At 36.0% G+C, this 25,580-nt stretch carries 22 protein-coding genes; 5 read left to right on the forward strand and 17 right to left on the reverse strand.

Annotation, left to right across the window (positions count from 1 at the left end; genetic code table 11):
- Window positions 1–59 precede the first annotated feature (59 nt).
- The 7 genes from EGI26_RS03665 to hisS form a co-directional block, all read right to left on the reverse strand.
- The gene (locus tag EGI26_RS03665; RefSeq protein ID WP_255076429.1) at window positions 60–1,112 is read right to left on the reverse strand and encodes an SMP-30/gluconolactonase/LRE family protein; all 1,053 of its coding nucleotides are present in this window, start codon (window positions 1,110–1,112) and stop codon (window positions 60–62) included.
- A gap of 4 nt (window positions 1,113–1,116) precedes the next feature.
- Entirely contained in the window at window positions 1,117–2,358 is a 1,242-nt protein-coding gene (gene dctA / locus EGI26_RS03670) for a C4-dicarboxylate transporter DctA (protein ID WP_255076433.1), read from the reverse strand.
- 150 nt (window positions 2,359–2,508) lie between these two features.
- Window positions 2,509–3,483: a sugar phosphate isomerase/epimerase gene (locus tag EGI26_RS03675; RefSeq protein ID WP_255076435.1), complete on the reverse strand. Its 975-nt coding sequence runs from the start codon at window positions 3,481–3,483 to the stop codon at window positions 2,509–2,511.
- Between the two features lie 241 nt (window positions 3,484–3,724).
- Window positions 3,725–4,642: a YihY/virulence factor BrkB family protein gene (locus tag EGI26_RS03680; RefSeq protein ID WP_255076436.1), complete on the reverse strand. Its 918-nt coding sequence runs from the start codon at window positions 4,640–4,642 to the stop codon at window positions 3,725–3,727.
- A 1-nt stretch (window position 4,643) separates the two neighbouring features.
- A complete protein-coding gene (locus EGI26_RS03685) occupies window positions 4,644–5,051 on the reverse strand; it encodes a thioesterase family protein (protein WP_255076437.1) in 408 nt (135 codons plus the stop codon).
- A 7-nt stretch (window positions 5,052–5,058) separates the two neighbouring features.
- Window positions 5,059–6,096: an endolytic transglycosylase MltG gene (mltG, locus tag EGI26_RS03690; protein ID WP_255076442.1), complete on the reverse strand. Its 1,038-nt coding sequence runs from the start codon at window positions 6,094–6,096 to the stop codon at window positions 5,059–5,061.
- Window positions 6,089–7,456: a histidine--tRNA ligase gene (gene hisS, locus EGI26_RS03695; protein ID WP_255076443.1), complete on the reverse strand. Its 1,368-nt coding sequence runs from the start codon at window positions 7,454–7,456 to the stop codon at window positions 6,089–6,091. The genes mltG and hisS overlap by 8 nt, the downstream gene beginning before the upstream one ends.
- Window positions 7,457–7,665: 209 nt before the next feature.
- On the opposite strand from hisS, the gene EGI26_RS03700 reads away from it, so the two are divergent.
- Window positions 7,666–7,809 (forward strand): hypothetical protein, encoded by a 144-nt coding sequence (locus tag EGI26_RS03700; RefSeq protein WP_255076444.1) that lies wholly within the window; start codon window positions 7,666–7,668, stop codon window positions 7,807–7,809.
- A gap of 9 nt (window positions 7,810–7,818) precedes the next feature.
- On the opposite strand, the gene EGI26_RS03705 is transcribed toward EGI26_RS03700, so the two are convergent.
- Window positions 7,819–8,202 (reverse strand): hypothetical protein, encoded by a 384-nt coding sequence (locus EGI26_RS03705; RefSeq protein WP_255076445.1) that lies wholly within the window; start codon window positions 8,200–8,202, stop codon window positions 7,819–7,821.
- 106 nt (window positions 8,203–8,308) lie between these two features.
- Here EGI26_RS03705 and EGI26_RS03710 point away from each other — a divergent pair, with 106 nt between their 5' ends.
- From EGI26_RS03710 to EGI26_RS03720, 3 genes are read left to right on the forward strand one after another with little or no spacing between them, the layout of a single operon-like run.
- Complete coding sequence (locus EGI26_RS03710) at window positions 8,309–9,046, forward strand: SDR family NAD(P)-dependent oxidoreductase (RefSeq protein WP_255076446.1); 738 nt, start codon at window positions 8,309–8,311, stop codon at window positions 9,044–9,046.
- Between the two features lie 3 nt (window positions 9,047–9,049).
- Window positions 9,050–9,817, forward strand: a complete 768-nt coding sequence (locus EGI26_RS03715) for a glucose 1-dehydrogenase (RefSeq protein ID WP_255076447.1) — start codon at window positions 9,050–9,052, stop codon at window positions 9,815–9,817.
- A 7-nt stretch (window positions 9,818–9,824) separates the two neighbouring features.
- On the forward strand, window positions 9,825–10,958 hold the full coding sequence (locus EGI26_RS03720) for a MalY/PatB family protein (protein ID WP_255076451.1): 1,134 nt from the start codon (window positions 9,825–9,827) through the stop codon (window positions 10,956–10,958).
- Between the two features lie 3 nt (window positions 10,959–10,961).
- On the opposite strand, the gene EGI26_RS03725 is transcribed toward EGI26_RS03720, so the two are convergent.
- The 4 genes from EGI26_RS03725 to EGI26_RS03740 form a co-directional block, all read right to left on the reverse strand.
- A complete protein-coding gene (locus EGI26_RS03725) occupies window positions 10,962–11,855 on the reverse strand; it encodes a glycosyltransferase family 2 protein (protein ID WP_255076452.1) in 894 nt (297 codons plus the stop codon).
- 1 nt (window position 11,856) lies between these two features.
- Window positions 11,857–12,945 carry a DegT/DnrJ/EryC1/StrS aminotransferase family protein gene (locus tag EGI26_RS03730; RefSeq protein ID WP_255076454.1) on the reverse strand — a complete coding sequence of 363 codons (1,089 nt, stop codon included), beginning with the start codon at window positions 12,943–12,945 and terminating at the stop codon, window positions 11,857–11,859.
- Between the two features lie 3 nt (window positions 12,946–12,948).
- Window positions 12,949–13,362 carry an FdtA/QdtA family cupin domain-containing protein gene (locus EGI26_RS03735; RefSeq protein WP_255076456.1) on the reverse strand — a complete coding sequence of 138 codons (414 nt, stop codon included), beginning with the start codon at window positions 13,360–13,362 and terminating at the stop codon, window positions 12,949–12,951.
- 294 nt (window positions 13,363–13,656) lie between these two features.
- Window positions 13,657–15,135: an arginine decarboxylase gene (locus tag EGI26_RS03740; protein WP_255076458.1), complete on the reverse strand. Its 1,479-nt coding sequence runs from the start codon at window positions 15,133–15,135 to the stop codon at window positions 13,657–13,659.
- 153 nt (window positions 15,136–15,288) lie between these two features.
- Here EGI26_RS03740 and murC point away from each other — a divergent pair, with 153 nt between their 5' ends.
- Entirely contained in the window at window positions 15,289–16,755 is a 1,467-nt protein-coding gene (murC, locus tag EGI26_RS03745) for a UDP-N-acetylmuramate--L-alanine ligase (RefSeq protein ID WP_255076460.1), read from the forward strand.
- On the opposite strand, the gene EGI26_RS03750 is transcribed toward murC, so the two are convergent.
- The 5 genes from EGI26_RS03750 to thrA form a co-directional block, all read right to left on the reverse strand.
- Window positions 16,745–17,788, reverse strand: coding sequence for a glycosyltransferase family 9 protein (locus EGI26_RS03750; protein ID WP_255076462.1), 1,044 nt, complete (start codon window positions 17,786–17,788; stop codon window positions 16,745–16,747). The genes murC and EGI26_RS03750 overlap by 11 nt on opposite strands.
- Window positions 17,785–18,387, reverse strand: coding sequence for a DUF4254 domain-containing protein (locus EGI26_RS03755; protein ID WP_255076464.1), 603 nt, complete (start codon window positions 18,385–18,387; stop codon window positions 17,785–17,787). Before EGI26_RS03755 ends, EGI26_RS03750 begins: the two co-directional genes overlap by 4 nt.
- Window positions 18,388–18,503: 116 nt before the next feature.
- The gene (locus EGI26_RS03760; protein ID WP_255076467.1) at window positions 18,504–21,983 is read right to left on the reverse strand and encodes a ThuA domain-containing protein; all 3,480 of its coding nucleotides are present in this window, start codon (window positions 21,981–21,983) and stop codon (window positions 18,504–18,506) included.
- A 111-nt stretch (window positions 21,984–22,094) separates the two neighbouring features.
- Window positions 22,095–23,024, reverse strand: coding sequence for a homoserine kinase (locus tag EGI26_RS03765; RefSeq protein ID WP_255076469.1), 930 nt, complete (start codon window positions 23,022–23,024; stop codon window positions 22,095–22,097).
- Window positions 23,025–23,036: 12 nt separating this feature from the next.
- Window positions 23,037–25,487, reverse strand: a complete 2,451-nt coding sequence (gene thrA, locus EGI26_RS03770) for a bifunctional aspartate kinase/homoserine dehydrogenase I (protein WP_255076477.1) — start codon at window positions 25,485–25,487, stop codon at window positions 23,037–23,039.
- Between the last annotated feature and the right edge of the window lie 93 nt (window positions 25,488–25,580).

Genomic DNA, 25,580 nt, shown 5'->3' on the forward strand with positions numbered 1-25,580 from the left:
TTTTGATATTTATTTCGATATGAATGGAGTTCATAGTTTTTGCCAAATATTATTCTAGATTAGTTTTTTTCTAATAAGATTATTTTCGGCTCAAATACACTCCCAACTAAAAGACTTTGTTGGCCATTTTTTGAATAAAAAGGAGCCCCTACGCTAGAGCCAGAAATTTGCTGGCCGTCATTGAGATAAAGCGTTTTTTGTATTTTAAAATTATCTTTCATTATTTCTATTACTGCTGATGGCGATTTTTTTAAAGCATCTTTTTTATGAGCCATAAAAGCAAAAAGCTTTGGATGGCACCCAACTATTAAATTTCCATTTTTGTTTATTTCGATATTGTCAGGTGCATAGGTTGTTGAAATATAATCTACCGATTTAAGCAAATTGGTTTGTGTTTGAGGTTCAAAAACATGAATAGCTTTTTCTAAAGTAGAAGCCACGTAAATTTTACTACCATCATCCGAAAGTGCTATGCCGTTAGGATAAGTAATTTTTTCGCTGACAATCTTCGAAATTTTTCCATCATAAAAAACGACATTACCCGTTGGGATTCTTAAAAAATCAGAGAACAATACTTTCCATTTGGAGCGGTTACTGTGGTCGTTAGTCACAAAAAACTGGTTTTCAGCCACAGCCAAAATGTCGTTTGGAGACACGAAGTCTGTGCTTGAATACTTGCTCAAATAGCTTAGACTATCTCCCAAAATCTGGAATTTTAGAATATCGTTTTTGTTGTCTTTGTGAGAAATAACAAATAAGAATTTCTTGTCTTGAATACTTAATAGTGAAATTCCGTGCGGACGAAATTCTCTGATCTTGAAACGATCCGTCAGATTGATTAATGTTTTGGTAGAATCATTCAAGTTCAGAGCAAATATGGCACCCGTGCTTTTGGGATTTCTGCGATCATGAGCACTCAAATAAGCCACATTGTTTTGTTGGTCAATCGTAATGTCTTCTACACCTGGCATGCTTGGAAGGGTACTTAGTCGGTAATCACTTATATCCGAAATGCTATTAAAAACACCTGCTTTGATGGTAGTTTGAATAATAAAGTATACTATACCTCCAACAATGATAAGTGAGAGGAGAAATTTCTGTGAACGTTTCATGTTATTAGCTAAAATTATCTTTTAATATATCTTCAGTATCTTCTAAGTGATTGAGTGCGTAATGAAGTTTGTTCATATCTAGTTCATTCTCATTTCTAGAAATCCATATAGTGGCCACACCATTGCCTATAAAATTTGTAATTGCTCTTGCTTCTGACATAAATCTGTCAACTCCTAGTAACAAAGCTAAGCCTTCGATTGGTATAACTTCCACAGCCGAAAGCGTGGATGCCAATACGACAAATCCGCTGCCTGTAACACCAGCAGCTCCTTTGGAAGTGATCATTAAAATGCCTATGATGGTTAAAATTTGCTCAAATGTAAGATGAACGCCAAATACCTGGGCGAGAAATATTGTAGCCATGGACAAATAAATGGTGGTGCCGTCCAAATTAAACGAGTAACCTGCAGGCACGACCAAACCTACAACTGATTTTGAGCAACCCATTCTTTCGAGTTTTTCCATTAAAGATGGCAACGCCGCCTCAGACGATGAAGTGCCTAAAACGATAAGCAGTTCTTCTCGGATATATTTCAAGAATTTCCAGATGCTTATTTTATAGTATTTCAGGATGAAATAAAGAATTACGAACACAAATATGGCCATGGTGGCATATACCGACAGCATGAGTTTACCCAATGGAAATAAGGTCCTTATGCCGTATTTACCTATTGTGAAGGCCATACCACCAAACGCACCTAATGGTGCAAAAAACATAACCCAATGTAGTGCTTTGAATACATATTTGGAAATCTTGTTCAAAAATGTTGTAATGACAACTTTTTGCTTCAGTTTGCTCAAAACTACCCCAAATACAATAGAGAAAATCAAAACTTGAATGGTCAGATTATCTTTTAGGAATTTTAACCAACTGAATTCCGCTGACTTTTTGGTGTACTCAGATAAATCGGCACCATCCAAATTTCCTGTTGTTACTCCCGCTCCTGGCTGTATGATGTTGGCTACAAGGATACCGACCAACAATGCGAAGGTAGTTACAATTTCAAAATATATAAGTGCTTTTAAACCAACCTTTCCAACTTTTTTGAGGTCTCCCATTCCACTTATCCCCAAGGATATAGTCAGGAAAATGATTGGATTGATAAAGAGTTTTACAATATCGATAAATCTTGTGCCGAGCCATTTGAATTCTACGGCTTTGTCAGGTGCAAAATGCCCTAACAATGCCCCTGCAGTAATGGCAGTCAACACCCAGAAAGTTAGGTTGGTAAAGATTTTTTTCATTTTAGTGTCATATTTTTAGAAAAAGCGAAAGATGTTTTTGCACGAATTTTCGAATTATAAGCAATTAAATTTAAAACTTTAAATCCAATTCGTTTAGCTAAAGTTCTATTAAAACTTTTTGGATTTTGTTTGACTTTAGTTTTCCGTTATTTATACAAACTTCAAGTTTTTCATAAATTCTGCGTCGGTTTTTATATCCAAAAGCGGCGTTGATTTGTCAAATCTTTCTTGTTCAACAATGTAATATTCTACCCCGTTTTCCTTGGCAGTTTTTAAAACTTTACTGAAATCTATTCTTCCATTTCCCAAAGTAGTGGATGCTCCTAATGGCCAGAAAGGATCTTCTTTTTTCTCGGTAGCTTCTATTTCTTTCAGCCTTTCTTCTTTGTAAAGATCTTTTATATGTACTAATTTGAATCTGTTGGCATAATCTTTTAGCCATTTTTCAGGCTCTTGGCCAGCTTTTACTACCCAATACAAATCCAGTTCAAAACTTACCAAATCAGCATCGGTGCCTTTCAGCATGATTTCTTCTGGTAAAGTTCCATCGGAGGTTGGTAAAAACTCTATGTGGTGGTTGTGGTAGCCCATTTTTATACCAGCGGCTTTGGCTATTTCTCCTTGTCTGTTCAATCCCCCAGTTATTTTTTTCCATTCGTCTGCGGTTTTAATTTCTCCAGGGAAAGGGTTCAAAATGTAAGTAACCCCAACAGAAGCACAATCATCCACTAATTTTTTGAATTCTTCTTCTGTCTCTTTTTTGGTCGTAAAGTCTGGATTTATGTGGCTGCTGACCAATTGCATTCCTAAGTCGCTCACATAAGTTTTGAATTCTACAGGTTTCATGCCCCAAAAAACTCCTTTATCTCCTGTAAAACTTTCTATCTGCGTGTATCCACAGTCAGCAATGGCTTTAAGCGTAGCTTTTGGGTCTTTGGCCATGTCTTCTTTTACTGTCCAAAGTTGCAGGCCATATTTTTCTATTGCAGGTACGCTTACAGTTGTTTCTGAAGCGGTTGTTTGGTCTGATTTTGACTTACAGCCTCCCAAATTTTGAAGTAAAATTGGAGCAGAAACTGCCGCAATTCCATAGTTTTTTAAGAAATCTCTTCTTGAATGTTTCATTGTCAGGGTTTAATCGTAAAATAAAATCTAATTTAAGGCTTTAAGCTAAGATTTTAAAAGCAAATTTTTTAAAACTGCTACTTTCGGCTAGGTTTAGTCATTGAGGGGCTCACTGTATCCGCAAAATAAGATTTACACGGCCAGTAGAATTATGGCATAAAACTTGAAAAATATTCGGTACACAACAAAGATTTTTTTTTATGGGTTAAGGTTTATTGTAAACACCGTCGGCACGAGATTGCTACGGTGTTTTTTGTTTGGACCTATTCGCAGCACTCAAAAAACTAATATTAAGTTCAAATCCTAATATTAGTATGAGAGCTATTAAATAAATCCACACCATTATGGCAATAAGAGTCCCAATAGAACCATAGAGCCTGTTGTAAGAGTTGAAGTTTTCTAAATAAAATGAAAACAGGTTTGTTGCTAAAATACTCAAAATGGAAGCAAATAAGGCTCCGAAATTAAAGAATTTGAGTTTTTTGTGCATAGCTGGAGCAAAGTAATATATGCAAGAAATACCAAAAAAGAAAATGATAAAAATGGAAGCATACCCGAGAATATTTATACCCCAAATATTGATATTCTGGCCAACAAACTCTTTTCTTGTAATGTAGTTTAGTGTGATTTTGCCAACTATAAGGACAATAATAGCTGTTAATAGAACCACAATCAGTAAACTAGTTAAAAGAAAAGCTATCCATCTAGCTTTTATATAACTCCGTTTCTCTCGTTGTTTTAAGGCCATGTTAAACGCTCTCATAAGAGATGACATGCCGTTGGTAGCTGCAAATATGGCAAAAGCAAAACCAAAAGATAGAATATCTAAACGTGGACGACTGATGATTTCTTGAATAGTATTGCTAACACTCTCATACAAGCCCTCTGGCATCAGGTTTTTCAGGAAATCCATTATCAGAACCTCCAGATTCTGAATAGGAATGTAAGGAATGAGAGTAAACAAAAAAATAGTACCAGGAAATACGGCTAGCATGAAACTAAAAGATACTGCCGCAGCTCTTTGATCTAAATCAAAATTTACTATTTTCTTGTAGAGAATGGTAATAAAAATATATAATGATACAGTTGTATTGAAAATATAAACACTTTTTAGCCTCTCAGATATGAGATTTACGATATTTTCAATTTTTTTATTCATTTTACTTAAAAAAAGGACTTAGTTTTTCGATAATTATTTGTGGACAAGTCGTGATTTTTTGAGTATCGGCTTTTATGAAAACCAAAGTGGTCAAGCCTTTATGAATTATTTTGTTATTTTCGTTCAATATCTCAGTATCAAAAACAATCCGAACTTTTGGCATTTCTTTGAGGATACATCTGATAGTTAAGTAGTCGTCGTATTTGGCTGGTTCTAAGTATTTTGAGTTGTTTTCATATACTGGCATCCATATTCCTCCATCTTCTAAATCCTTGTATCTCACGCCCAAATTCCTCAAGGCTTCTACACGCCCAATTTCAAAAAGTTTTGCATAGTTTCCATAATACATGAAGCCCATTTGGTCAACATCAGCATACCTTACTCTATAATTTGAATCGAAACTATACATGTTTTCCTTATTTTATACCTTTGGCATCAAGAGCCGCTTGGTAAATATCGGCATTCTTTAGATGTTCAGTATAGGTTGCCGCAAAATTATGATATCCTGAGAAGTCTTCTTTGGCACAGAAATAAGTATAATTGTGTTTTTCATAATCCAAAACCGCATCGAGTGCTACCCGCTCTGGCAGGGCTATAGGACCTGGAGGCAATCCTGTGTTTCTGTAAGTGTTATAAGGAGAAGAAATACTCAGGTGTTTGGTAAGTATTCTTTTCAGCGAAAAATCACCAACAGCAAATTTCACTGTTGGATCAGCTTGCAAAGGCATGTTTGTGGCTATTCTGTTTACATATACTCCAGCTACTCTTGGCATCTCATCAGGTTTATTGGTTTCGCTTTGAACAATTGATGCCATTACGCCCACCTCTATTGGTGTCATATTGATACCTTGAGCTTGTGAAAGTCGCTTTTCATTCCAAAACTTCTTATACTCTGTGTTCATTCTTTTTAAGAAGTCGTCAACACTGCTATCCCAATAAATAAAATACGTATCTGGCAAAAACATGCACATGATGGTTTCACTCGTAAATCCATATTTTGAACACACCCTTTCATTTTTTATTTTCTCCAAAAGCAAATTTGAATCAAAATCTAGTTTTGTGCCAATTTTCTTTATCAAGTCTTCTTTAGTTCTTACATTATTGAAAGTCAGTTTTACCGGATCTTGATTTCCGCTTCTGATCTTCGAAATGATCTCTTTATTGGCAGCATTTGGCTTTATTTCGTACCTGCCTGATTTTATACTTTCTCTAAGAGCCATTCTTTTGGTCATGAATCCAAAAGCAACCTCATCATTTATGATTTTGTGTTTGTGTAAAGTGTCCATCAAGCTTTCGTAAGTAGAATTTTTAGGTACGTATAAAACGAATTTTTCCTTTCCATCCACATTGAGATTCGGACTATAAGCTACTTGCCAAAAATAAAATGCCATGGTGGCGGCCAAACTAGAAACTATTACTAATAGGTATGCTAATACTTTTTTGTTCTTAAACATCGAGCGATTCTTTTAATTGGTTCAGGGTGAGGGTACTTTGCTCACCAGTTTTCATGTTTTTTATTAAATATATTTCTTTTTCTATTTCTTCAGTGCCAAGAATTACAACAAACGGAATCTTCTTTTTGTCGGCGTATTCAAATTGTTTCTTGATTTTGGAGTTTTCAGGATAGATTTCGGAATTTATTCCTTTTTGTCTCAAAATAGCCACTGTTTCCAAGCTTTTTGATAAAGTTTCATCACCGAAGTTCGTTACCATAACCTTGGTAGACGAAAGTTGCAATTGCTCCGGAAATATCCCCAGCTCCTCCATAACGTCATAGATTCTATCCACACCGAGTGATATTCCAACACCAGACAATCCAGGCATGCCAAAAGTTCCGGTAAGATTATCGTATCTACCACCGCCAGAAATACTTCCAATACTTACATTCAGTGCCTTTACTTCAAAAATTGCCCCAGTGTAATAACTAAGTCCACGTGCCAATGAAGGGTCAAAAGCTATTTTGGGGTTTTGCAGCTGCATTTTATCTACCAAAATCCAAATTTCTTCTAATTCTTGTACACCCAAAATGCCAATTTCTGAATCTTTTAGCCAGTTTTTTAGTGTGGAAAACATTGCAGCTTGCGTAATTGGCAGGGTAAAAAGCGTCTGAAGTTTAGAAATATTTTCCGCATTGAAGCCTCTCTGAAGCAATTCTTCTTCTACCTTTTCTTTGCCTATTTTATCCAGTTTATCTATCGCTACGCAAAGGTCTACTTCTTTGCCCTTGGCCCCGATGGTTTCGGTTATGCCACTTAAGATTTTTCGATTATTGATTTTTATTACAAATTCTGAAACTCCCAAATTTTCAAAAATTTCATGCAGCATAGTTACTATTTCTGCTTCACATATAAGAGACTCGGTTCCTACCACGTCGGCATCACATTGGTAAAATTCTCTGTATCTTCCTTTTTGAGGTCGGTCGGCTCTCCACACAGGTTGTATCTGAAAACGCTTAAAAGGCATGGCCAATTGGTGGCGATTCATTACAACATATCTCGCAAAAGGCACCGTTAAATCATATTTCAGGCCTTTTTCTGATACTTTTCTTAAGATTTCTTTAGAACCATTTTCTAAGTCATTGTTAGTGATATCTTTTGCAAAATCTCCTGAATTTAAGATTTTGAACAACAATTGGTCTCCTTCTTCCCCATATTTCCCCATCAATACCGACAGGTTTTCTATGGCGGGTGTTTCCAGTGGAAGAAACCCGTATTTTTGATAAACTTTTTTTATTTGGTCAAAAATGAAGGTTCTTTTAACCATTGTTTCCGGGCCGAAGTCTCTCGTTCCTCTAGCTAAGCTCGGTTTAGACATATTGTATTTTTGACTATTAATTTTTTGCAAAAATAAAGATTAAGCTCGAAAATTCCTTCTCTATTTAGGAATTATCCTGAAAATGGTATGAAAGGTGATATAAATGTTTTGAGAATTTATTTTCTTAGAAAGTATTTATTTAAATGATTAATTTCTTACCTTTGCACCTCGTTTGAAGCAATAAAGAATCATTAAAACATATTTTAGCAATGGGAGTTACTCAGTTAAAAAGAAAAAGTCGTAAAAATAGAGCTATATCTAATAATAAAGTGGCGGCTGTAAAAAGACTTACACTTAGACCTGACATCAAGAAAGTTGATATTGAGGATCTAAAAGCAGAAACATCAAAATAAGAAAAGCCCTCAAGATTGAGGGCTTTTTTGTATATTTAGTTTTTCGGTTCCTTTGTTTACAAATCTCTTCTTCTTCAAATCTTTCTGTTTCTGCTTCCAAATCTTACGGGAGCGTATTTCTGTGGCATACATGATGGAATTGCCGTAAAATACTAATCCCAAGTAAAATACTGCCAAGCTCAATAAAACCATAAATCCCCAAGTGGCTTTGTCGAATCCGATTTGAAGCCTATTCCAAGAAAACACAAAAAAACTGAGGCCCAAACCAATAATTAAGAAACTCAAAATGGAGGTAAGTATCCATTTGGTCCTAAGCGACATTTTTTTAATTAACTTCTCCCCAGGAGCTTTCTTTTCTTTTACAATCATATCTTTAATTTTCTTTTGATTCATATTAGTTTTACAAAAATATAGTTTTTTGTTTAAAATTGCCCGAAAAACCAATATTTCGAGAATATATATTGCTAAATTGCTACCAATAATATCAACAAAAACTATAATGATAAAACGGAAAGTTGTGATTTCGGGGGTTAATTCGGGTATTGGATATGCCACTGCTCTGATTTTTGCAAAGGATGGCTACCAGATTTTTGGTGTAGATTTGGCAGACGAGGCAAATTCTTCTTTGAAACTAAAAATAAAAACATTGGGCTCTGACTTGGTTTATTACAAATGTGATGTAGCTAACAGCCAAGAAGTTCGACAGTTTTATGAAAACTTAAATACCGAAATAGATGTATTAGTAAACAATGCTGGCATCTTAGGACCAAGGGTAAAAACCGAAGATTATCCCATTGACGCTTTTGATAAAATACTAGACATCAACATCAAAGGCGTTTTTTATATGACAAAGTTTGGCATAACCCATCTTAAAAAAGACGCAAATGGTGCAATCATTAACGTGGCCTCAGTAGCAGGGCTGGTAGGAATGACCAATCACATAGCCTACTCGGCCAGCAAACATGCTGTGGTGGGCATGACCAAAACCTTGGCACTTGAATATGCCAAAAAAGGAATAAGAGTAAATGCTGTTTGCCCGGGTTTTACAGATACGGCCATGGTAGAAACTGCTAATTTGGAAAAAGAATATAAAGAGGGCTTGAAATATGGTACGCCAATGAAACGATTTGGCGAAGCAGAGGAGATAGCGGCTGGGATTTTCTATTTAGCTTCTACAAACGCCAGTTTTATTACAGGGCATTGTTTAACCATAGATGGCGGTATTACTGCCCAATAAACCATGAAAAAAGATATGTTTTCGTTAGATGGCAAGGTGGCCATTGTCACGGGTGCCAGCAAAGGAATTGGAGAGGCCATTGCTCGGGTTTTTGCACAATATGGTGCCAAAGTGGTGATTAGCAGTAGAAAACAGACAGATTTGGAGGTTTTGGCGGAAGATATAAAGAATGATTACAGTGCAGAAGTGTTACCATTGGCCGCTCATGCTGGCGATATTAATCAGTTGCAAGAACTTCTAAGCAAAACCATCGAAGTTTTTGGACAAGTAGATATTTTGGTGAATAACGCCGCCACAAATCCAGTTTTTGGGCCTTCATTGGACTGTAGTGGAGATGCCTTTGATAAAATTATGCAAGTAAATGTGAAGTCTCCGTTTGAGTTTGCCAAATTAGTATATCCCTTTATGAAGCAAAATGGGGGTGGTAGTATAGTGAATATCAGTAGTATAGCTGGTACCACACCAGATCCTGGTCTTGGCATGTATAGTGTAAGCAAGGCGGCTCTGAATATGCTTACCAAGGTGTTGGCAAAAGAATGGGGAATGGACGGAATACGTGTAAATGCCTTGAGTCCGGGCTTGATAAAGACTAAGTTTAGTCAGGCACTTTGGGAGAATCCTAAGATGCTTGAGCATTTTACAAAGAGATTGCCGATAGCCCGCATGGGTTCGGTTGATGAAATAGCAGCTTTGGTTTTATATTTGGCCTCAAATGCGTCGGCTTATACAACTGGTGTAAATTTTCAGGTAGATGGTGGAACAACAATTTAATATTGAGATGGATTTTGACAAAATAGTAGACAGAAAAAATACCAATAGTTATAAATGGGATAAATATACAGAAGATGTGTTACCACTGTGGGTAGCTGATATGGATTTTGAAGTGGCCGAGCCCATAAAAAAAGCTTTAAGTAGAATTATTGACCACGGAGTGATAGGGTATAGCCGGACGCCGGACGAGTTAGTGGAAGTGGTTTTGCAAAGAATAAAAGAAAAGCACAATTGGGAAATTCAGAAAGATTGGATAGTTTGGCTACCAGGTTTAGTTCCAGGTTTACACACTTCTGCAAGGTGTATTTCTGATGATTATATTTCAGTAATGACCTCATCGCCAGTTTACAGACCATTTTTGGAAGCTGCTGAGATAGGTAATCGACGATTGCAGGATATTCCATTTATTTGGCAAAATGATAGATGGGAGATGGATTTTGTGGAAATGCAGAAAAACGTCAATCCAAGTACCAAATTGTACATGCTTTGTAATCCCCATAATCCGAACGGAAGAGTTTTTTCAAAAGAGGAATTGGAACAATTGGCCGACTTTTGTGTAAAAAACGATTTGTTATTATGTTCAGATGAAATACATTGTGACTTGATTTTAGATGAGTCCAAGCAACATATTTCTATAGCATCTCTCAACAAAGAAATAGAGTCAAGAAGTATAACCTTGTTGGCTCCAAGCAAGACTTTTAATATTGCCGGCTTGGGGTGTTCATTTGCTATAATTCCTGATAAAGTATTAAGAGACAAATTTGAAAAAACGAAATACGGTATGATGCCCATGCTTTCAGTATTTGCTATGGAATCTGCCTTGGCTGCATATAAAGATTCAGAACCTTGGCGGATTGAACTTTTGAAATATTTAAGAGCCAATCACGAGTATCTTTTAAAAGAAATAAACGCAATTGATGGCTTGAAAATGGAACCGTTGGAGGCTACTTATTTGGCATGGATAAATTTTGAAAGAACAGGAATTGTCGATTTTGTATCTCATCTTGAAAAACATGGTGTAGGTGTACAAGATGCGTCAATATTTGGTGGTCAAGGGTATTTTAGGCTAAATTTTGCTACTCAAAAGTCAAACTTAATTGAAGCAATAATAAGAATCAAAGAATCTCTTCAATTGGTTTAGCCTTTATTTATTAACCGATTCTATGATATATGGGGGTTTTCCACTTATCATCAGGAAAGTATTTCCGATGTATTCCCCAACCAAAGAAACTGAGCACATCAATACACCACACATAAATATTACAATAGGTGAACCCCACTCAGGAATTATAGAAAAAGCGTATAGAAGCATGTAGATTAAAGCAAAAATAATAGAAAGGATTCCTGCAAAAAAAGTAAGTCTTAAGGGTAATAATGAATAGCCAAAAATGATAGTCAAAGTGAGGCTTATTAACTTTTTTAATGAATAATTAGATTGTCCCTCATCTCTACTATTGTGTATTACTTTTTGGCTGCCAACATTATTTGTTACTTGAAATATTAGTCCATCTATATATGGATGAGGGCTACGGCTTTTTACAATTTCTGAAATAATATCTTTGTGGATAAGTTTAAAGCTACTTAAGTACAAGTCCTTTGGTTTTTTTAGAAGGTAAGTAGTAAGGAAATTTACAGCTCTGCTACCAAGGTTTCTAAACCAGTGATGCTTTTTAGAATCATAATAACTATAAACGACATCAAGCTTATCTGTTTCAGCTTTTTGATATAATTTCAAAATTTCGGAGGGTGGATTTTGAAAGTCATCATCAATTATAATTCCATATTTAGCCTCTACGAAACTCAGACCACAGATTACTGCGTTGAATTCTCCAAAGTTTTTTCTTAGATTTATAAATTTCAGATTTGCTTTCTCCTTGCTTAGTGCCAAACAAATATTCGAAGAATCATCTTTTGAGCCATCATTTACTAAAATGATTTCAAAATTATAACTATCTAGTTCTTTTTCAATATCTATCACCAATCGTTCAATAGTTTTGGCACCGTTGTAAACTGGAATAACTATAGAAAAATCTAACATATTAATACGAATTTAATGTTAAAATGATATGATCCACCTCATCTTCTACTAAGGAAGAATTTAAGGGTAAACTAAGAATTGTTTTATGAATAATCTCTGTAATGGGTAAATCTAATCCATTAAGTTCTTTCAATGCTTTTTGTTTGTGTGGAGGAATTGGATAGTGTATGTCGAATCCAATTTGTTTTTCTTTTAAAAATCTAATAAGAGAGTCTCTAATATCAGTTCTTACTACAAATAGATGCCAAGCATCTTGATTTATCCTATCAGAGGGCGGCAATATTAATTTGTCATTTTTTATTTCTGTCAAATATCGTCTCGCTATATGTCTTCTTTTCGATATTTCATCATCCAAATGTTTCAATTTTATATCTAGAAAACACGCTTGAAGCTCACTCAAACGACTATTCAAACCTAGAGAATCAAACTGATATTTTATTTCGGAGCCATAATTTCTATTTTTTCTTATTGTTTTCGCCAATTGCTCGTCACCCGTAACTACTGCACCCGCGTCAGCCAATGCCCCGAGGTTTTTGGTTGGGTAAAAACTGTAAGCTATAGCATCTGCTCCAAAACAATCTTTGCTATCTTGATATTCAGCTCCATGGCTTTGGGCTGAATCTACTATTAATTTTAATTTATTCTCTTGGCAAATTTCATTGATTTTTTTGTAATCACACATCCTTCCGTATAGATTGACGGCCATTACTGCTACAGTTTCCTTGCTTATGGCTTTTTTGATATTATCTGTATTAATCAGGTAGTCTTCAAGGTTAGGTTCCACCAATATAGGCTTTAGTCCCGCTTTTATAATTGCTAAAATACTAGCAAAATAGGTGTTTGCAGGCACTATAACCTCTGCATTTTTCTTGAATTCAAAGCTATTTAATATAAGTATAAGAGCATCAAGACCGTTGGCAACACCAATGCAGTGTTTTGTCTGGCAGTATTTTGCGAAGTTTTTTTCAAAATTCGCAACACTTTTGCCTAACATATATTGGCCTGAACTCAAGAAATCTGTTAATGCAATTTTCAGCGAATCTTCAAATGGTTTATTTGTGGACTTTAAAGATAAAAAAGGAATTTCCATGAATTATTGGAATTGTGAACCTACAAAATGAGTAAATATACTTTCAGGGTTATAAGCCATGTCAATATAATCATTGGGGTCGTAGTTTTGATTGGCTAAGACTAAAAGAATACTATCTTCTGAAAAATCAAACATTTGATGCCAATCAGAAGGTTTCAGAAGTAAGCATTTACCTGGGCTATCCAATTCGTACACATGGTCAGAGTCATAATTGTCTTGGACATAAATTTTGCACGAACCGTTAAGACAAATAAGACCTTGCCAAGTTTCATGGTGTCTATGCCCTCCTCTGATTTTATTCTCAGGAACACCATAGATAAAATACACTCTTTCTATATGTCCAGGCATAAGGTGCTCAAAAACAGAAAGGATGCCATCTTGGTTTTCGATAGATTTTAGTTTGATAATGTTGGCCATTTATAATTAGGGTATAGGTATAGTACCTCAAAAATATATAAAAATGCCAAAATCTAACAATTGTATTGAAAATAAATGATTTTAATTGACTAATCATTTATTTCAAATGAAGCAGCTTTATGATTTAATCTCTGTTTTTGAGATATTTTTATTTATTTTCCCGTAAGCAGGACAAGGTGTTTTTCTACACGAACTGAACATTAACAGTCCCAAAAGGGATAGGAGAGCCAATTTTGATTTCATTCAATGATTTTTTTAGTGGTCTAACGATATTTTTGAGGTCTTATTTTATTTTTAGTCTTTTTTCTCTTTCTGAAAATTAATATTCTCATCCTGAACAATTAAAGGCTCTGCTTTTTTGCGTTCACTTCTGTAACCCAATATTTTCATCATAGATTCGGCCCCTTGTTCTTTTGCAAAAAGTTCGGTGGTCAGGTTTCCATTTTCGTCTAGATCTATCAGAACATGCTTTGGTGCTGGAATCAAACAGTGCTGAATGCCGCCATAGCCACCCAAGGATTCCTGATAAGCACCTGTATGGAAGAATCCAATGTATTGTTCTTCGTCAGGATTATTATCATCTACCATAGGCATGTAAAGGTCTTCCGAATGAGACTCGGTATTGTAATAATCGGCAGAATCACAGGTTAATCCACCAAGATTCACCTTAGTATAAGGAGCATCCCAATTATTTATTGGCAGCATAATGTATTTTTGTCCAATTCCCCAAGAGTCAGGCAGTTGAGTTATGAAAGAACCATCAATCATGTACCAAAGTTCTCTGTCGTTTTGTTGTTTTTGGTCTATGATTTTATATAGAATGGCACCACTCTCACCTACGGTATAACTTCCAAATTCTGTGAAGATATTCGGCACGGGAACATTGTTTTTATGACAAATCCATTGTACGTTTTCTATGATTTCGTCCACCATGGCTTGGTAATCAAAATTATAAACAATAGAAGTCTGGATAGGCATACCACCACCGATGTCAATTGAGTCCAGTTCAGGGCATAGCTTCTTCAGCTCACAATATTTAAACATAAATCTCGTAAGTTCTGACCAATAATAGGCAGTGTCTTTTATGCCAGAATTGATAAAGAAATGAAGCATTTTGAGCTTGAAATGAGGATTTGGCTTGATTTTATCATTGTACAAATCATCGACATCTTTATATCTAACTCCTAGTCTTGATGTATAAAATGAAAAAGTAGGCTCCTCGTCTGTGGCTATTCTTATTCCTATATTTACGTTTTCAGCAGTAACATTCTCTAAGTAATAATCTATTTCTCCAAGGTTGTCAAGTACAGGAATACAGTTACCAAAACCGTCATTCAACATGCCCGAGATGTATTCCAAGTAGTTTGGACGCTTGTGCCCATTACAAATTATAAATGTTTCCTTCGTTATTTTACCTTCATCAAAAAGCGTTTTCACTAAGGGCATATCAAATGCTGACGAAGTCTCCAAATGAATATTATGCTTCAAGGCCGTTTCTATGATAAATTTAAAATGAGACGATTTTGTGCAATAACAATAAGTGTAGCTTCCTTTATAATTATACTTTTTCATGGCGTTTTTAAAAAGAACCTTCGAGTGTTCTATGTGTTCGCCGATTTTGGGTAAATAGGAAAGCCTAAGTGGAGTACCGTATTTTTTGATAACATCCATCAAAGGGACGTTGTTAAACTGGAGATTATTTCTAGCATCTACGCCAAATTCACGTGTTGGAAACTCAAACGTTTGCTGAATTAAATCTATGTATCTCTTCATTTATTGTACTGACGAAAATTGTTGAAGTTTAGAACTAGGAAAAAAATATGGTGCAAAATTGACATAATTTTTAGAACTTTGCAAATAAGGTTAGCTTATCAAGACCATATCTTAGTGTTTATCGACATACGTTCGGTTTTTTTAATATAAAACATGATTAATTCTACAAAAAAGGTACATTTTATTGCGGTTGGTGGTGCGGTTATGCACAATCTGGCATTAGCTCTACACCAAAAAGGATACCAAGTTTCAGGCTCGGACGATGAAATTTACGAACCTGCTAAATCTAGACTAGAAAAAGTGGGTATTTTGCCCAAAGAATATGGTTGGTTTCCTGATAAAATTAATGCTGAACTCGATGCAATTATCTTGGGAATGCATGCTAGAAAGGATAATCCTGAATTACAAAGAGCTACTGAGTTAGGCCTTAAAGTATATTCATTTCCAGAATATGTTTACGAGCAATCTGTTCAGAAACAGCGAGTTGTGATTGCGGGTAGTCACGGAAAGACTTCTATTACCAGTATTATTCTTCATGTATTGGCTTATCACAAAAGGAATTTTGACTATTTGGTTGGAGCTCAAATTGAGGGCTTTGACTTGATGGTGAAATTAACTGAAGATGCTCCTGTAATAATTATTGAAGGTGACGAGTATTTGTCGTCTGCAATAGAGTTGAAATCGAAATTTTTGTTTTATCATCCTCATATTGTGTTGATTAGTGGTGTGGCTTGGGATCATTTTAATGTTTTTCCAACGTTTGATAGCTATGTAAAGGCATTTGAAGAATTGGCTGATGGGATAGATAAGGCAGGAACATTATTGTTTGATGAGACGGATGATATCGTTAAAGTAATAGGTGAAAAGGATAGGGCCGACGTTCAGAAAATGCCTTACAAAAAACACCCTTACGAAGTTAAAAACGGGAAAGTTTTCCTGGAAACTCCAAGTGGAGAGCTTCAAATTGAGCTTTTTGGAGAGCATAATATGAAGAATCTTCAAGGTGCAAAGTTGATTTTGGAGAAATTGGGCATTACAGAGGAAATGTTTTATGAAGCTATTCAGACATTCAAAGGTGCATCTAAAAGGCTAGAAACACTCGGAAGTAATTCTAATACACACATTTATAGAGATTTCGCTCATGCTCCTTCTAAAGTTGGAGCCACCACCAACGCCACAAAAGAATTATATCCAAAAAGAAAGTTGGTGGCTTGTTATGAGCTACATACATTTTCTAGTTTGAATAAGGAGTTTTTGCCTCATTATGACCAAAAACTTGCGGATGCAGATTTGGCCGTAGTTTTCTTTTCGCCGCACACACTGGAAATGAAAAAAATGCCAGCTTTGGACAAAGAAGAAATTAAGACGTTTTTTGGAAGAGAAGATTTGTTGGTATTTACCGATGCAAAAGAATTGGAGGATTTTTTAAAATCTCAAAATTGGTTTCAGTCAAATCTATTGTTAATGTCATCTGGTACTTTTGGAGGTATGGACTTCGCCAAATTCGCTCAAGAGATTTTAGATTTACCGGTAACGGAGGTTTTTCCGGAGTTAAAACCCGAAAAAGAGAAAAAATGGAACGGGATTCTGGGTACCATCAAAGATAAATTCAGAAAATAGTTTTTACTTTTTCGAAGACCATCTCTGGGCTTATCCAATTCAGACAAGCGTAATCTTTTCTGATGCAAGGTTTATTTCCGTAAACTGAACATGGCCTACAAGCGAGTTCTTCTTTGCTTATTTCTATGGTATAATTTTCAGGCTGAAACAATGCTCCAAAACCTGCAAAAGTGTGTGTACTTCCCCAAATGGAAATTACTGGAATATTCGACAAAGTAGCAAAATGCATATTTGAGCTATCTCCGCATATCATCAAATCGAGTTTTTTGATCAGTGCAAGTTCTTCATTTAAAGAAAAAAGTCCTACCAGGTTTTCGATTTGTGGTAATCTGTTCTTGAGTGATTCTACTATTTCTTTTTCTTGTTTTCCGCCTCCAAACATCATTATTTGAGTTGTTGGAAATTGTTGGGAAATAAGCTGTATTAAAGCTGCATACTTTTCAATTGGCCAGATTTTTCCTTTATGTTGGGCAAAAGATGCAATTCCGATAAGTCTCTGACTTTTAAATTTCACCAGCCAATTTTCAATTTTCTTTTCTGTTTCTGAAGGAATTCTAAAGAATTCAGGTAAATTTTCAATTTTTGAATTTTCAGAGACTAATTTGGCTTCTTTGAAAACGGAATAATATCTTTCTGTAACGTGGCTGAGCTGCTTAAATTCTTGGTTTTTAATTAACTTTTTCTTTTCATTTCTTCCTTTGTTGAAGCCAAACACTTCAGCTTTTGTAAACCAAAAGAAGAATTTTAAAACCTGAGTTCTGATATTTTGATGTAAGTCGAAGATATAGTCTGGTGAAAGTCGCTTTAATTCTTGAAATAATCTGAACAGGCCTAAAAGACCCTTGTGTTTATTATCTAAATCTGCTGTAAAAACTTCAATATTGCTATGCCCTTCGAAAAAAGGCTTGAATTTTTCTCGGGTAACAATGGTAATTTTTAGGTCAGGGTTTTGTTTTATTGCATTTAAAACCACTGGCAGTATCAGAGCCACGTCGCCCATCGCTGAAAACCTAAAAATTATTATATTCTTCATTTTTGAGAATAAAAAACTGGGTTCAAATTGGGGTCGTTGTACATTTTCATCTGTTTGTACAGCTTCATATACTTTTGGCCAGCATCCAAGTCTTCAATAAGTTCATTATAACATTTTTCGAGGTCTTGCTCTTGAATCTCCAGTATCATCAGTTTGTGTTTTACTGAGTCTAAATGTTTTTCATCGGCATCATTTCTTTCTAATTGCTCCTTGAAATGATAAATTTTTAATTGTAAAATCGACATTCTATCCAATAGCCAAGCAGGAGTTTCCGAGTTCATTCTCGCATTTTCTTGGACTGTAACATTTTTAAAGTTTTCAGAAAGTAACTCATCTATTTGTTCCACGGTATCCGTTCGGTGTTGATTTGAAGCATCTATTCTGCGTTTGACGGCTACCAAAAATGATGGCTCGTTCTTAGGGTCACGAATGATATCTTCGAGATGCCATTGAACGGTATCAATCCAGTTTTTTAAATATAACAAATTTCCAAGCGGTGAATCTTGGTATTTTTTAGGCATTTCGGCATCCACATGGTCAGTCGTATGATAGTCTAATATAGATTCTCTGAAGATATCGTTGATTTCTTTTGCTAGCATTTTTGTATTTTTCGAAACGCAAATATACCAGTTTCATTTTTTAGAATCGATTTCCTAAGGCATCAAAAAAGCCCAAACACGTGTATTTGGGCTTTAAATGCTTTAAGAAAAAACGTCTATTCAAATTTTATAGATTTAAACTTAATGATTTTATCCGTTGGCTTTGATTTTTTGACAGCTACAAAATACAAATCACATATTTCGGGCAAATCAATGTCCGTTTTTACCCAATTCATTTTATCCCAACTTCCAGTGAGCGAATAATTTATTTTTGCTAGTATTGGTCCAGCAGCAGAGTTTTTCCTAATCTGTATTTCTCCATCAAATTCTTTAGATGCATATTCAAAACTGATGTTTTTGATATTTTTCAGGTCAATTTTTCTGAAAACCAAGTAAGATTTTGACCCGCCTTCTCTCAATTGTCCCCAATCAAAAACAAATCCAGGGTGCATATCAGCATCCATTGCTCTTAAGATGTTATGTCTTAAAGGGAAAGTTTTTGAGCTTTTCTGAATATTTGTTCCTTTGTTTGCTGCATCGGTATATTCTGCCAAAATATTATAATGGCCACGAGGTTTGTCATCCAAATGTTTGTCCAAAGGCAGTTTTCCAGCCACTGGAATTGTTTTGAATTCTTTTTTAGGGTCAGATAATGCAAAGATATAATGAACAATTTCTCTCGCGTCAGCTGTGTTCAATTGCGGATGGGCACTCATTACGTGTGTTTGACCCCAATTTCCGCCACCGCCCTCAATAATTTTCTTTGCCAGCATATCCACGCTTCCTGCCTTGCCATTATACTTTTGAGCTATTTGCGTAAGCGACGGCCCAACTGATTTTAGGTTTTTGGTATGACAAGCTTTACAATCGCTACCATCGTAAAGTGTTTTGCCAATAGAGCCTGATTCCACAGTAGTTAACGCCGCATTTTGTGTTTCAACTATAGTTCGGTATGGTTGAGGTATGTAATTTAGCTTGGAAATTATTTTCTCTTTTTTCAAAACCTTGTTGTCCCCATCTTTGAATTTCAATTCATATTCAAAAGGTTTATCTTCAAAGTAAAAAGTGGTATTGTTATTTGAAACCAATTCTATCTCAGGCTTTTGATTTCCAACTATTATTTTAAGTTTTTCTTCAGAAGTTTTGCCTGATTTGTCTTTTGCTATTCCAGTTAAGGTATATGTTCCGTTCACAGACAGCGTGGATTCATATTTTCCTCCTTTTCCAACTTCCTTGCCATTCAATAACCAAGAAATTTCAGGTCTGTCGTCGAAATCTGGATCTATGGCCCTTGCAAATGCCCTAAAACTAAGCGGTGCTATGCCTGATATTTCTTTGTATTTCGGAAAAGCTCTGTTTTCAGAAGTCAAAAATGATTGAGCATTTATTTTTTTAATTTCGTCATTATTAGCAAAATAAGCATCGATTTTCGGTGATCGATTGCCAGAGTTGTATTCTATTTTCACCAATCTAGCATCCACATTATCAGCTCCATAGACAGAGCCATATTCAAGCATATACATAATGCCATCTACCGAAAATGCCAAATCTATAGGTCTTCTAAAATCTCCAGAATTGGGCATGAATTTTTCATTTCTGAGATAATTTTCATTTTCATCAAAACGCAATGCCAATACCCAGTTTCGCATCCAGTCAAAAACAAACAATGAGCCATCATAATGAGCTGGAATAGCTTTTGGAGAAGCTTTTGATTTGTTAAAAGTATAAAATTCGCCTGCCATCGCACTTCTACCACCAAGTCCAAGTTCAGGAAATTCATCGGAAATTCCGTAAGGGTACCAAATCATAGGAGGCGTTGCCTTTGGTAAGTTTTTAAGACCAGTATTGTTCGGAGAATTGTTCACAGGATTGTTTGGGTCGTAATTTGGGCCAGCTGTGGAATCCGCAAAATTCCACTCAGAATAAGCATAATTATTTCCTACGAAGTAAGGCCAACCATAAAATCCTGGTTTTTTAGCTTGATTAAACTCGTCATAACCTCTCGGTCCTCTTTTGATATCGACGCCAGCATCAGGGCCAATTTCGCCCCAATAAATAGTGGCTGTTTTGGGATTTATGGCTATTCGGTAAGGATTTCTAGCACCCATTGCAAATATTTCGGGAAGCGTAAGGCCGCCATCTCCCTTTGGAGAGGGTTTGTCACCAGAATACGCACCCCCACTGGGGGCTGGGGAGCTAAACATATTTCCTTCAGGAATGGTATAAGTGCCGTCTTTTTCTGGATGAATTTTTAGGATTTTACCCTTATAATCGTTGGTGTTTGCAGCCGACCTTTGAGCGTCCATGGGATAATATTTTTCGCCACTTCGCTCGTCAATGGGAGCATAACCATCAGAAGGAAAAGGCGTTGTGCCATCTCCTGTGGAAAGGATAAGGTTTTTATCTTTATCAAATGCTAAAGAACCACCATGGTGTGAGCCACTATTGATTTGGACTGGAACTTTCAGCAATATTTTCTCTGAATTTAGGTCTATCACATTGGTTTTTGAGATTGTAAACCTTGACAGATTGAAGATAATTGGTTCGCCCTCGATAGGTGGTGAGTAATATAGATAAACCCATCCATTGTTTTCAAAATCGGGGTCAAGTGTGATTCCAATCAACCCCGTTCCGCCTTTCATAGTTAAAGGAAATCTATGAATCAGTTTTCTTTTATTGGTTTTGGTATCGAATATGGTCAGATTTCCAGCTAATTCCGTAAAAAACACTCTTCCATCTGGTGCTACTGCCAATTCCATAGGGTTGTTGAGGTCGTTAACTAAAACAGTTTTTTCAAATCTATTTTCTTCAGGAAGTTCTTTTGAGTAAGATTTCGAATAATCCAATTTTACATTTTCACCCATTGCATAATTTATTCCACCCATCAAATGCTGGAGGAAGCTTGGCTCAGAATAACTTTCGTCGGTATGGCCGCCACCTGAGTAAAAAGCACGGCCACCGTCATATTCATGATACCAGGATATTGGGTGGTTATTTCCGTTTGTTCCTCCTTCATAGGTCGACTCGTCGAGGTAAGCGAGGGGTTTTATGTAATGGTATATTTTTTTGTAGTTATACCATTCATCGGTTCTATTCCACGTTTCGGGAAGGTGTTTTGTGGAAATATGCGTTCTATCCGCGACCTCGACGTTGGCATTTCTGATATTTGAATTGCTCGGATGACTTTCGAAATAAGCTCCGAGTAATTCATTGTACCAAGGCCATTCGTATTCTGTATCTGCCGCAGAGTGAATTCCAACGAATCCGCCTCCAGCTTGAATATATCGTTCCATGGCAGCTTGTTGGGCATTATTCAAAACATCACCTGTGGTGTTATTGAAAATTATAGCTTGGTAATTTTTTAGATTTTGATCTTGAAAAAAGCTTGAATTGCTTGTGGTGTCAACAGAAAAGCTGTTTTCAATGCCTAATTTTTGAATCGCTTTTATGCTAAATGGGATACAAGAATGTTTAAATCCTTTGGTTTTAGAAAAAACAAGTACTTTTTTTGAAGAGTCTTGGCCAACGGCCGAATGGTAAATAAAGCCAATTAGAGCAATACAAAGTATTGCTTTTGAGAATAATTTTCTTTTCATTTTATGGTTTGAATAAACTTTCCATAAAAATATGAAAGAAAATCAGATGGATTGATTAATTGAAGTTTTTTTAAATTTCTAAGCCAGAAAAACAGCAATTGGTATTTAATTTTAATCCAAAATCTTCGGACCAACATTGTTTATCGCTGACACATAAGAGTTTGTGTCTATGCCCACTTTTTCAAACTCATGTTTCATGGCAATTTCCACTTTTTGGGCAATTTCTTTTCCTTCGGAAAAAGCAAAAATAGAAGGGCCAGCACCAGAAATGCTACAACCCAAAGCTCCAGCATCAGTAGCCGCCATTTTTACTTCGAAAAACTGTGGAATTAAAATGGATCTGATGGGTTCAATGATGAAATCAACCATAGATCGGCCAATTAAAGAGTAATTAGAACTCATCAAGCCAGCTATCATACCACCCACATTTCCCATTTGGGATATCGCTTTTTTCATCGAAACCTCGTTTTTTAGAATATGGCGTGCGTCTTTTGTATTTACCTCAATATCAGGGTGTACGATGGTAACAAAAAGATTTTCAGGCGTTGGTATTTGAAAGAAATCTAATGGAGCGTAAGATCTAATAACAACAAAGCCGCCCAAAAGGGCAGGGGCAACGTTGTCTGCATGAGCCGAGCCACAGGCAATTCTCTCACCTTCCATGGCAAAAGGCAACAATTCTTTGGTTTGTAAGGGCGAATCTAGAAGTTGATTTACGGCAAAAACTCCAGCTACCGAAGAGGCAGAACTGCTTCCAAGGCCACTTCCAAGCGGCATTTTTTTGTTTAGAATAATATCAAAACCCTGGTTAAAGCCTATTTGAGATAGATATTTTATGATTGGAACAGAAACCGTATTTTTGGCAGGGTCTAAAGTAAGTTTACCTTCGTCTCCAGTGATTTTTTCAATTACAATCTTATCGTCATTTCTTTTTTTTACAATTACCTCGTCGCCAGGATTGTCCACTGCCAGTCCAAAAATATCAAAACCACAAGCTACATTGGCCACGGTGGCAGGTGCATATACTTTTATTGAATCCAATTTATACGGGGTTTACGCTAAAAAACTACTTAAACTGATAATGTCGGCGAATACGCCCATGGCGGTTACTTCAGCACCTGCACCAGGTCCTTTAATTACCAAAGGGTTATTAAAATACCTTTCTGTGGTGAATGAAACGATGTTTTCGGAACCAGACAAATTATAAAACGGATGTGATTTTCCGACTGAGGTTAATCCCAATTTGCCTTTGCCATTTTCTAAACTTGCTATAAACCTCAAAACTTCTCCTTTTGCTAAAGCATTGTTTAGTAAAGTTTCATATTGACTATTCTCTTTTTCCAAGACAGCATAAAAATCTTCAACAGATTTGGCAGACATGGCTTCGGAACTCAACAAAGGAACATTTTCAACTTCGTTGAATTCTAGTTTTATACCACTTTCTCTGGCCAAAATCAATATTTTTCTTGCCACATCTGTTCCGCTGAGGTCGTCTCTTGGGTCTGGCTCGGTAAATCCTTTTGCTTTTGCCTCCTTTACGACATCTACAAATTTTAAACCAGCCGCAAAAGTATTGAAGATAAAAGAAAGTGTTCCGCTCAGTACGGCTTCGATTTTATGAATCCTATCACCACTATTTATCAGACCTTGAAGCGTATTTATTAGGGGTAATCCTGCTCCTACGTTGGTTTCATAAAGAAATTTTACATTGCGTTTTTTAGCAATGTTTCTGAGAGCCAAATACTCCTCGTAAGTACCTGAATTGGCCACTTTGTTGGGTGTAACAATAGATATGTTACTGTCCAAAAGTGGATAATAATATTGAACAATATCTTTGTCAGCCGAACAATCTACAAAAATACTGTTGGCCAAGTTAAGCGTCTGAATATCAGTAATGAATTCGCTCAGGTTTATTTTCTCGCCTGCATTGTCAAGGTTTTCTTTCCAGTTTTCTAAGGCAATACCATTAGAATCCAACAACATTTTTTTTGTATTGGCCAAACCTGTTAATTTGATATTCAGATTTTTTTCTTTCTTTAAATAGGCGGATTGTTGAGCTATTTGTTTCAAAAGAGTTTTGCCAATTTGTCCACTTGGTCCTACTAAATATAGATTAAGCGTAAATCCATCAATCTCGAAAAAAGTCTCATGAATGGCATTCAGGGCTTTTGAAATATCTTTTTTCTTGATTACGACTGAGATATTCAACTCTGAAGAACCTTGAGCGGTGGCGATAACATTGATACCGTTTTTACCCAAAACAGAGAAAAGCTTTCCAGAAGTACCAGAACTGGACTTCATGCCTTCGCCGACCACTGCTATTATTGAAAGGTTATTCTGGATACTGATATTCTCAATATCGCCATTCAGTATTTCGGCTTTAAAGCCTTCCTCCAGAATATCTCTTACATTTTCGGCTGATTTCGGGTCTACCGCAAAACAGATTGAATGTTCTGAAGATGCCTGGGAAATTAGAATTACTGATATTTTATTATCGGCTAGAAGGCCGAATAATTTGGCAGAAACTCCGGCAACGCCAATCATGCCATTCCCTTGAAGATTTACCAAAGAAATTTCGTCAATGGATGAAATACCTGTGATAGAGTATCCTTTTTGGTTTATTTCTTTCGAAATTGTTGTTCCAGAATGCGTACTTTCAAAAGTATTGAGAACTTTTATAGGAATGTTTTTCAAAAAAGCAGGCACCAAACTCGGCGGATAAATTACTTTAGCACCAAAGTGCGAAAGCTCCATGGCTTCAGAATAGGAGATATCTGGAATAGTAAAAGCATTTTTTACTTTTCTTGGATCGGCGGTCATCATGCCGTTCACATCTGTCCAAATCTCTATTACCTCAGAGCCTAAAGCGGCTCCAATTATAGAAGCAGTGTAATCTGAACCACCTCTTCCTAAGGTAGTTGTGATATTATCTTTATTTGAAGCTATAAAACCTGTAATACAATAAACTTGATTCTTATCAGCTAAGGCAGTATTAATTAAAGTATTGGTTTCGTCAAAGTCAACTTCTGCAAAACCGTAATTGCTATTGGTTTTTATGATGTCTCTTGCATCAATATATTTGGCTTTTATACCTCTTTCGTTTAGAACAAAATTGATGATTTGGGATGAAAGTCGTTCCCCAAAACTCACCAACAGATCCATCGTTCTCACGCTCAATTCTCTGATGTAGGTGATGCCTTTCAAGAGGTCTTCTATTTCATTGAAATTGCCTTTGATTTTCGCAATGATTGAACTTTGCGACTTTACATCTACCAAAGCTCTAATAGCCGTAAAGTGCCTTTCTTCGATGCTTTGAAGAACATCTAAATATTTACTATCTCCTTTTGATGCTAAAGAACCAATTTCAATTAATTTGTTGGTAATTCCGCCCATTGCAGAGTAAACTACAGCTACAGGTTGCTTATTTTCAGAGATTATACGGATTACTTGATTAATGCTATCTACCGTGCCAACAGAGGTGCCGCCAAATTTGAGGACTTTCATATCAAAGAATTTTGTCAGAAAAAGGCTAAAAGCCACTTACGTTATATGTGGCAAATATACCAATTATTATGCCCTTACCGAAATATCCATTTG

The organism is Lacihabitans sp. CCS-44 (assembly GCF_024343735.1).
Lineage (GTDB): Bacteria > Bacteroidota > Bacteroidia > Cytophagales > Spirosomataceae > Leadbetterella.

What these genes read in the sequence shown, in the direction of transcription:
- EGI26_RS03675 (WP_255076435.1), bottom strand. Translation starts at nt 3,483, where the DNA reads ATGAAACATTCAAGAAGAGATTTCTTAAAAAACTATGGAATTGCGGCA.
- mltG (WP_255076442.1), bottom strand. Translation starts at nt 6,096, where the DNA reads ATGTTTAAGAACAAAAAAGTATTAGCATACCTATTAGTAATAGTTTCT.
- EGI26_RS03685 (WP_255076437.1), bottom strand. Translation starts at nt 5,051, where the DNA reads ATGTATAGTTTCGATTCAAATTATAGAGTAAGGTATGCTGATGTTGAC.
- dctA (WP_255076433.1), bottom strand. Translation starts at nt 2,358, where the DNA reads ATGAAAAAAATCTTTACCAACCTAACTTTCTGGGTGTTGACTGCCATT.
- EGI26_RS03735 (WP_255076456.1), bottom strand. Translation starts at nt 13,362, where the DNA reads ATGGCCAACATTATCAAACTAAAATCTATCGAAAACCAAGATGGCATC.
- EGI26_RS03665 (WP_255076429.1), bottom strand. Translation starts at nt 1,112, where the DNA reads ATGAAACGTTCACAGAAATTTCTCCTCTCACTTATCATTGTTGGAGGT.
- EGI26_RS03710 (WP_255076446.1), top strand. Translation starts at nt 8,309, where the DNA reads ATGATAAAACGGAAAGTTGTGATTTCGGGGGTTAATTCGGGTATTGGA.
- EGI26_RS03755 (WP_255076464.1), bottom strand. Translation starts at nt 18,387, where the DNA reads ATGCTAGCAAAAGAAATCAACGATATCTTCAGAGAATCTATATTAGAC.
- EGI26_RS03715 (WP_255076447.1), top strand. Translation starts at nt 9,050, where the DNA reads ATGAAAAAAGATATGTTTTCGTTAGATGGCAAGGTGGCCATTGTCACG.
- EGI26_RS03750 (WP_255076462.1), bottom strand. Translation starts at nt 17,788, where the DNA reads ATGAAGAATATAATAATTTTTAGGTTTTCAGCGATGGGCGACGTGGCT.
- EGI26_RS03730 (WP_255076454.1), bottom strand. Translation starts at nt 12,945, where the DNA reads ATGGAAATTCCTTTTTTATCTTTAAAGTCCACAAATAAACCATTTGAA.
- murC (WP_255076460.1), top strand. Translation starts at nt 15,289, where the DNA reads ATGATTAATTCTACAAAAAAGGTACATTTTATTGCGGTTGGTGGTGCG.
- EGI26_RS03720 (WP_255076451.1), top strand. Translation starts at nt 9,825, where the DNA reads ATGGATTTTGACAAAATAGTAGACAGAAAAAATACCAATAGTTATAAA.
- EGI26_RS03700 (WP_255076444.1), top strand. Translation starts at nt 7,666, where the DNA reads ATGGGAGTTACTCAGTTAAAAAGAAAAAGTCGTAAAAATAGAGCTATA.
- thrA (WP_255076477.1), bottom strand. Translation starts at nt 25,487, where the DNA reads ATGAAAGTCCTCAAATTTGGCGGCACCTCTGTTGGCACGGTAGATAGC.
- EGI26_RS03740 (WP_255076458.1), bottom strand. Translation starts at nt 15,135, where the DNA reads ATGAAGAGATACATAGATTTAATTCAGCAAACGTTTGAGTTTCCAACA.
- EGI26_RS03725 (WP_255076452.1), bottom strand. Translation starts at nt 11,855, where the DNA reads ATGTTAGATTTTTCTATAGTTATTCCAGTTTACAACGGTGCCAAAACT.
- EGI26_RS03760 (WP_255076467.1), bottom strand. Translation starts at nt 21,983, where the DNA reads ATGAAAAGAAAATTATTCTCAAAAGCAATACTTTGTATTGCTCTAATT.
- EGI26_RS03680 (WP_255076436.1), bottom strand. Translation starts at nt 4,642, where the DNA reads ATGAATAAAAAAATTGAAAATATCGTAAATCTCATATCTGAGAGGCTA.
- EGI26_RS03705 (WP_255076445.1), bottom strand. Translation starts at nt 8,202, where the DNA reads ATGAATCAAAAGAAAATTAAAGATATGATTGTAAAAGAAAAGAAAGCT.
- hisS (WP_255076443.1), bottom strand. Translation starts at nt 7,456, where the DNA reads ATGTCTAAACCGAGCTTAGCTAGAGGAACGAGAGACTTCGGCCCGGAA.